General features: G+C 62.9%; 10 protein-coding genes. 8 read left to right on the top strand and 2 right to left on the bottom strand.

Going from position 1 to position 7,414, the window contains the following annotated elements; translation table 11 throughout:
* The first annotated feature begins 21 nt into the window (after window positions 1-21).
* The 6 genes from RMN95_RS08245 to RMN95_RS08270 all read left to right on the top strand — a co-directional run bounded on the left by RMN95_RS08245 (window position 22) and on the right by RMN95_RS08270 (window position 3,194).
* On the top strand, window positions 22-267 hold the full coding sequence (locus RMN95_RS08245) for a ribbon-helix-helix protein, CopG family (RefSeq protein ID WP_309616453.1): 246 nt from the start codon (window positions 22-24) through the stop codon (window positions 265-267).
* Window positions 264-608: a type II toxin-antitoxin system PemK/MazF family toxin gene (locus RMN95_RS08250; RefSeq protein WP_309616454.1), complete on the top strand. Its 345-nt coding sequence runs from the start codon at window positions 264-266 to the stop codon at window positions 606-608. Before RMN95_RS08245 ends, RMN95_RS08250 begins: the two co-directional genes overlap by 4 nt.
* Before the next feature lie 368 nt (window positions 609-976).
* Window positions 977-1,822, top strand: coding sequence for a sigma-70 family RNA polymerase sigma factor (locus tag RMN95_RS08255; RefSeq protein WP_309616455.1), 846 nt, complete (start codon window positions 977-979; stop codon window positions 1,820-1,822).
* Between the two features lie 100 nt (window positions 1,823-1,922).
* Window positions 1,923-2,159 carry a hypothetical protein gene (locus RMN95_RS08260; RefSeq protein WP_309616456.1) on the top strand — a complete coding sequence of 79 codons (237 nt, stop codon included), beginning with the start codon at window positions 1,923-1,925 and terminating at the stop codon, window positions 2,157-2,159.
* 41 nt (window positions 2,160-2,200) lie between these two features.
* Window positions 2,201-2,722: a DoxX family protein gene (locus tag RMN95_RS08265; RefSeq protein ID WP_309616457.1), complete on the top strand. Its 522-nt coding sequence runs from the start codon at window positions 2,201-2,203 to the stop codon at window positions 2,720-2,722.
* Between the two features lie 202 nt (window positions 2,723-2,924).
* A complete protein-coding gene (locus RMN95_RS08270) occupies window positions 2,925-3,194 on the top strand; it encodes a GyrI-like domain-containing protein (protein ID WP_309616458.1) in 270 nt (89 codons plus the stop codon).
* Here the strand turns inward: RMN95_RS08270 and RMN95_RS08275 are convergent.
* Window positions 3,178-4,668, bottom strand: coding sequence for a glycosyltransferase family 39 protein (locus RMN95_RS08275; protein ID WP_309616459.1), 1,491 nt, complete (start codon window positions 4,666-4,668; stop codon window positions 3,178-3,180). The genes RMN95_RS08270 and RMN95_RS08275 overlap by 17 nt on opposite strands.
* An 88-nt stretch (window positions 4,669-4,756) precedes the next feature.
* Window positions 4,757-5,263 carry a hypothetical protein gene (locus tag RMN95_RS08280; RefSeq protein WP_309616460.1) on the bottom strand — a complete coding sequence of 169 codons (507 nt, stop codon included), beginning with the start codon at window positions 5,261-5,263 and terminating at the stop codon, window positions 4,757-4,759.
* A gap of 291 nt (window positions 5,264-5,554) precedes the next feature.
* On the opposite strand from RMN95_RS08280, the gene RMN95_RS08285 reads away from it, so the two are divergent.
* On the top strand, window positions 5,555-6,463 hold the full coding sequence (locus RMN95_RS08285; protein ID WP_309616461.1) for a pseudouridine-5'-phosphate glycosidase: 909 nt from the start codon (window positions 5,555-5,557) through the stop codon (window positions 6,461-6,463).
* A complete protein-coding gene (locus tag RMN95_RS08290) occupies window positions 6,456-7,352 on the top strand; it encodes a sugar kinase (RefSeq protein ID WP_309616462.1) in 897 nt (298 codons plus the stop codon). The genes RMN95_RS08285 and RMN95_RS08290 overlap by 8 nt, the downstream gene beginning before the upstream one ends.
* The last annotated feature ends 62 nt before the right edge of the window (window positions 7,353-7,414 follow it).

Genomic DNA, 7,414 nt, shown 5'->3' on the forward strand with positions numbered 1-7,414 from the left:
ATAAAAAGTTATACTGAGCACGTGAAGACAGCCATCTCTATTCCTGACGACGACTTTGCGCGCTTTGAAAGGCTGGCCGCTCGCCACGGCATGAACCGATCGGAGTTCTATCGACTCGCTGGTCGCCGCCTTGCTGCGGAACTGGAAGGTGAAGCGGAGTTGACCGCTTTGGCGAACTCAGTCATCGCGCGGGTCGGGCAGCCTTCCGCAGACAGTCCCTTCCTTCGCGAGTCCGAGCACACGGTGCTTGAGGGAACGGGGTGGTGATCGCCCACGGAGATGTCGTGTGGGTCGATTTCGGATCTCCCCGTGGCTCCGAACCGGCTAAGCGGCGCCCAGCGGTCGTCATGCAGGAAGACTGGCTGCTTGCTACCGAGATCGCGACCGTGCTCCTCGTACCGCTGACATCGAATGTGGCGCTCGAGGCATTTCCGGGCAACGTACTCGTTCCGATCGACGCGTCCGGGCTGGGCAAGGACTCGGTGGCGGTCGTTTCCCAGATCGGCCCCGTTAGCCGTGAATTCGTGGAGCCCTTTCCGATCGGTCACGTCCCGAGCTACGTGCTCTCCAAGATCGGCGACGGCATTCGCCTGGTTCTGGGTGTCTGACGGCCGCACGCATTCCGGTTTCTTTAGTGCTCATCACCGGCTCGGTATTACCCTTTCTCCCCGGAGGCCTGGTGCTCGGCTTGCTCCGGCTCTGTGAGCACTCGCGCATAACTCCCCATCGATCGCTGGTAGCGGCGCAGGTGAGAGGCCTTCAACGCAAGAGTCTTGCGGGCTAACTCCTCTCGGATAGGTTCGACGAGCTGCCGCTGTTCGGCTGAGCTTCTGGAGTGCTTCTCTCGCGACCCCGGCTCCCGGTTCGGTGTTGATCCTGCCTGAAGCCGTCCCAGGAATCTGATTGAGCTGTCGGTCTGGCTGTCACATAGTGAGCGACCCGCGCGTCACCTTAGTATGAAGTCTCAGATGAAAGCGTGACCCTCGTGGACGAGTCGGCAGTGTTCGAGCAAGAGCGTCCCAGGTTGTTGCGCATCGCGGGGCGGATTCTCCGTGACCACGCCGAGGCCGAAGACATCGTCCAGCAGGCCTGGCTTCGACTTCACTCGAATGAAGTGGTCATCGATAATCTGCCCGGTTGGCTGACCACTGTCACCAGCCGACTTTGTTTTGACAGGCTGCGTAGTGCGAAAGCCATCCTTGTTGACGACGTGGAATTTCCTGCTCCGTCCACAGATCCAGCTGATGACCTCGCACTGGCTGACACTGTCGGGATTGCGCTTCAAGTGGTCCTAGACCGCCTCACGCCCAGCGAACGTCTAGCTTTCGTGCTCCATGACAGCTTCGGGATCGATTTCGCCACAATTGCTGCGATCCTCGGTATCACTCCTGCCGCAGCCCGCAAACACGCTTCGCGGGCGCGCGGCAAAGTCCGCCTATCTGGTGCCGTGCGCGGGAGGGCGGACTGGGAGGTAGTTGACGCGTTCCTTGCCGCCGCCCGGCAGGGCAACTTCGAACAGCTACTGGAACTGCTGGCACCGGGAGTCGTGGTCGTTGGTGACGAAGCAGCCATTTTGGCCGGCACTCCGACCCGGATAGAAGGTCGGAGCGCGGTGGCGACGATGTTCAACGGTGCAGCCAAAGCAGCCCTACCCGTGTTTATTGACGGTCGTGCAGGAGCCGCATGGTTTCTCCACGGCTTGCCGAGAGTCGCATTCGACTTCACGATCGTCGATGGCACTGTGACTCGGATTGACTTCCGCGCCGACCCAGCGACCTTGGAACACTTGACCCGCCGCGACGGGCAGGAGCGCCGAAAATGAAATTCTTTGGCATCACTAGTCACACTTGCTGTAGATCAACCGTCATATAGGTAGCAGTCCTCAGATGGAGGCTGCACGTTGAGAACGAGGATCCGAATAGATGAAAACCATGACTTGCAGCCAACTGGGCGGCCCCTGCGAAGAGCCCGTGCGCGGTGACACCGCTGATGACGTCATCAAGGCCCAGGATCGCCATCTCAAGGATGCGGTGAAAACCGGCGACACCACCCACGAGCAAGCCCACCAAGAGATGAAAGGGCGTTGGAAGCACCCCAGGCGATCGATGGAATGGTATTCATCCACCAAGAAAGCATTCGCAGCGATTTCCGAGCTCTAACTGTCTACCCATGCCGCAACGGATACAAGGTTGAGATCCCCATGATTCACGCAACCACAAGCAAGGTGGGCGGTGGGACGACTCCTGTGATGAAGCGCAGTTCTTCCCGGTTGAGAAACATTTTCTATTGGATCACCACGGTTTACATCGCTCTGGCGATGTTCGTCGGTGGGTTTTCGGAGGTGTTCGACGCATCCATGAACATTGAGCTTTCGAGTATTGGCATCGCGACTGTCGTGGCAGTCCTGGGGTATCCGCTCTATTTTGTTTACATCATCGGGATTGCAAAGATCCTCGGCGCAATCGTGATCATTGTGCCAAAATTCCCGCGCCTCAAGGAATGGGCCTATGCGGGCCTGGTCATCAATATGACTGGAGCGTTTCTCTCCTGGCTAATCGTGACCGTCGTCCAGGGCGCCCCGATCCCGGAAGGATACGGCGCCCCTGCTTTCCACGCCATCAATGCACTTCACCTCATCGTCGTCATCATGGTGTCGTGGTTGCTCCGACCTGACAGTCGAACGCTGGGCAATATCAGTCACCGCATGCGGAGCTCAGATTAGATGATGCCAAAATTCGTGATTTTATATCCATCGCAGCACCCTCGCGGAATATGAATTGTTCGCCACCCTTGAATCTGGAAATACCTCACCATGAAGACCGATTTCAAGAAGCAGATCGAGAGCTACTCTGCACCCCGAAGCGAGTTCGAGGTCGTCGCGGTGCCCGCGATGCAATTCCTCATGATCGACGGACACGGCGACCGTGCTCGACGCGCTCCGCCTGGAAACATTCGACGAGGGACTTGCCGTGCAGACCCTTCACATCGGATCGTACGACGCCGAAGGCCCGGTGCTCGAAGACATGCACAACCGTGTCATCCCATCCCATCGTCTGATGATGACGGGCAAACACCACGAGATCTACCTCAATGATTTCCGCCGCCCCGCGGCGGACAAACTCAGGACTAACCTGAGCCAACCCGTAGTCCGCCAATCCCGTGTGATATCCACCGAAGTCAGCGACCAAACCTGACGACGGTCACGGTGTCGGCGTGCCACAGTTCCCGCGGCACCCATCCCGCACGTCGAAGCAGTTGACTGGTGGATTCACGCCGCGCCGCGCCCTCGGTCGTGATGAAGAACACAGTGCCGACCCCGTCCAGGCGATCGAGCGTACCGGCGAGGGGCAGCCGGGTCTCCCACAGTCCCCCGGTGTCGGGCGCCGGGATGCCTAGCGTCACATCCACTGTCCCCTCGAAAGCCGCAGGGTACGAGTAGGCGATGACGCGAGCGCTCGCCGCGTGGTGTGGCTGGATCTTGCCGAAGATGATGGCCGTGGTGCCGTCGTGCTCGGTTCGCTGCTGTCGGATGTAGCCCGCCACCGTCGACCACGACGCATCCTTCTTCGACTCAGGCGCGCGCTGTGACACGAACTGCGGCACCGCCAACACCACCAGCAGCGCGACCATCGCCACGGCAATCGGCCGCGCGGAGATTCTCACCACGCCCGAAGCGATGGCGAGCGCGACAAACGGCGTGCACATGCCCAAATAGCGGGGCTGGTAGATACCAGGGTTCGAGAGCGCGACGACCAGCAGCGCTGCCGTGGGAATGACGAGTGCGCTGAGCAGGATGGCGCCGCCCCCGGCATGCGTGCCGCCCGCCCGCGGCCAGAGCCCGAACACGATGAACGCGATCCCGATCACCGCCCAGGGGATGCTGGTGCCGAACCATTGCGTCACGGCGACCTCGGTGACCGTCTGCTCGCCGAGTGGCTCCATGGCGGGCAGCTGGGATGATTGGCTCGCCACGAGGGCCAGGAACGGCAGCGTCAGCAGTCCGGCCACGCCAGCAGATGCCGCCCACCCGGCGGCAGTGCGACCGGCACCCTGCCCGCGGCGGATCAGCGCGACGAGCATCCCAATGCCGTGGGCGACGACCACGAGCCCGAGGTAGAGAAAGGTCACGCAACTGAGAAGTGCGACCCCCGCATACACAAGCCACCATCGCCAGCGGCACTCGGCGATCGCGCGCAGCAGCACGAGGCTCAGGATGGCAGCCATCATGGCACTGAGCGCGTAGGAGCGGCCCTCGACGGCCATCCACGTCACCCTCGGCAGAATGCTGAACACCACACCGCCGACCAGCCCGAGGAGCGGTCCGTGGATTCGACGCCCCAGCAGCACCACGACGCCCGCCGTAATCGCAACCGCGGCGGCGCTCGGCAGCCGGAGGGTGAAGGGGCAGTAGCCGAGCAGCTCGAACACCACGTGCATCAGCACGTAGTACGCGCCGTGCACGGCATCTACGGTGCCCAGCAGTTGCCACAGTTGGCCGAGTGTGCGGGTTGACCCGCTGACGGTAGCCACCTCGTCGTACCAGACCGACGGTGTGCCGAGCCCGATCAGCGACACCGCGAGCGCGAATAGCCCCACCAGCGTCGGTGCGATCCATGCCCGCTGGCCGAGTGCCGCTCGGCGCGCGAGCGTGGCGGTCGAAGAAGTCACGGGGTGCACCCTACGACACGCGAATTAACGTCAAACGCCCCCGCCGCGTGTGCGACGGGGGCGTTCGATGCCACTGGGCGTTGGCCGGTTAGCGTCCGAGGATGCTGCCCAGGTCGAGGTCGCCGAGGATGTTGTCGGTGATGTCGCTCACGTCACTTGTGATGTCGCCCACCATTCCAGACACATCCGTGACGTTCGAGACGTCAGACACATCAGAGACATCGGTCACGCTATCGACAACGTCAGAGACGTCTGTGCTCACGTCGTTCCCATTGGCCACGTTGCTGACGTTACCCACGGCGGTGTCGTTGCCCGAAGCGATCGGGGCCTGGATGTCGTTGCCGGAGGCAACGGCATTGCCGCTGAAGAGGTCGCCGTTCGCGGCGTTCAGCAACTCGTTGAAGTTGTCCCCGTTGAGCAGCTTGACGTCGGGAGCGATGACAATTGGGGTCTCACTCTTCGAGCTGTACGAGTACGACTTGCTCGAGCTGTCGCTGGCCGTGTCGCTCGCCATTGCGGGGCCGGCGATGCCGACGATGACGAGCGCTGCGGCAGCAGCGGTTGCACCAAATGCGGATTTCTTCGTGATGTTCATGACTGAACTCCTCTTCAGATTGCGGTCCAGAATGTTCTGGGCCTGTCGGGTCCAGGTCTTCCTGGCCACGATGGGAGTCCGGAGCGACGGTGTCCCCGGTTTGGGGGACACGCTGCTGTCGCCGCCCCCGGAAGCGATTTTCTAGTGAACATGCCACCGCACATCCGCGGTATCACGGCGAAGCGGGCACCACCGTGACCAAACCTGAGAGTTTCCCGGTTGTCGACTTCGCTGTGTCGTGCGATTCGCGCGCGCGGGCGACCGTGACCCTCTAGATTGAATGAGATGCGAATGCCATTGACCCTTTCAACCGAAGTCGCCGATGCGATCGCGCAGAGACGACCCGTTGTCGCCCTCGAATCGACGATCATCTCGCACGGGCTCCCGCGCCCTCGCAATCATGAGGCGGCCAGGGAATTCGAGAGCATCCTTCGCGACGCTGGCGTCACACCGGCCACTATCGCGGTGCTCGACGGGGTTCCCCACATCGGTCTCGACCCCGAGGGCCTGCGCCGCATCTCGGAAGACGAGCTCGCCAAGGCAAGCGTGCGCGACCTGCCCATCATCGCGGCGGCGAAGTCGAGTGCAGCGACCACGGTGGCCGCGACATCCCACCTCGCATCGCTTGCCGGCATCAGGGTGTTCGCCACCGGCGGTCTCGGCGGCGTTCATCGCGGTGCCGCTACGACATTCGACGAATCCGCCGACCTCAGCACCCTCGCCGTGACACCGATCACCGTGGTCTCGGCCGGCGTCAAGTCGGTGCTCGACATCGCTGCCACCCTCGAACGGCTCGAAACGCTCAGCATCCCCGTGGTCGGTTTCGGCACGTCGATCTTTCCCAGTTTCTGGCTGCGTGAATCGCGCCACACCCTCGAATGGTCAGTGGATGACGCGGCAGAGGTCGCCGAAATCATGCGCTCGCACGACCAGCTGGGCCACGGACAGGGCATCGTCGTCGCAAACCCCATCCCGCTCCACCAACAGTGGGATCCCTCGGAACACGACCGCGTCCTCGCTGAAGCGCTGGCCCTGGCCGACGCCGCCGGGGTGACCGGCAAAGAGGTCACGCCCTTCCTGCTCCTCAAGATCGTCGAACTTTCGGGCGGTCGAAGTCTCGAGGTCAACCTCGACCTTGCCCGCAACAACGTGCGGGTCGCCGGCCAGATCGCCACGGCATGGGCGGAACTCAATGCCTGAGCGCTCGGGGTCTGATCGAATCATCGCCTTCGGGGACGTCATCGACGACGTGGTGGCGATGCCGTACGGTGCGATCCGGCCTGACACTGACACCGCGGCATCCATCGGCTTCAGGGCTGGCGGATCGGCGGCAAACACCGCGGCCTGGCTGGGTTCGCTGGGGGCAAAAGTCGACTTCGTCGGGGTCGTCGGCGCCTACGATTTCGAGCGGCACACCGGCCTGCTCGAACGCGCGGGGGTCACCTCACACCTGCGCGCACATCCGACGCTCACCACCGGCACGATCGTGATCATCGTTGAGGGTGAGCATCGCACCATGCTCACCGAGCGCGGTGCCAACACCGAGCTTGATCCGGTGGATGTCACGACCGAACTGCTGGCAAACGCCACCGTGCTGCACCTCACCGGGCATTCGCTGCTGAACTCCGCCGGATCCGAGGGGTTCACCGCCCTGGTCGCCCGGGCAAAGAAGGCCGGAGCGCGGGTCTCCGTCGACCCCGGATCCGCGGGGTTCATCGCCGACTACGGTGCCGAGAAGTTTCTCGCGGCGATTTCGGGAGCGGCCCTGCTGTTCCCGAGCCTCGAGGAGGGCCGGGTGCTCACCGGGCTGACAGACCCAGCCGAGATCGTGGCGAAGCTTGCCGAAACGTTCCCGACCGTGGTGCTGACCATGGGCTCAGGCGGTGTGGTGATTGCCCACGACGGCACGACCCTGACGGTGCCGGCCGTGAACTCGCCCGTGGTGGATCCGACGGGGGCGGGGGACGCGTTCTGCGCCGGATTCCTCAACGAGTGGATGCGCTCCGGCGATCTCGCACGTTCGGCGAGCGCGGGCGCAAAGGTCGCATCCCGAGCGGTCGGTGTCATCGGCGGTCGCCCGCAGCTCTAGCCCGCGGCCTTCACCTTCTCGTAGGCGGCCAGCGCGTCCTTCCGAGATTGCGCCAGGTCGAC

This window comes from Salinibacterium sp. (assembly GCF_031364185.1).
Classification (GTDB): Bacteria; Actinomycetota; Actinomycetes; order Actinomycetales; family Microbacteriaceae; genus Rhodoglobus.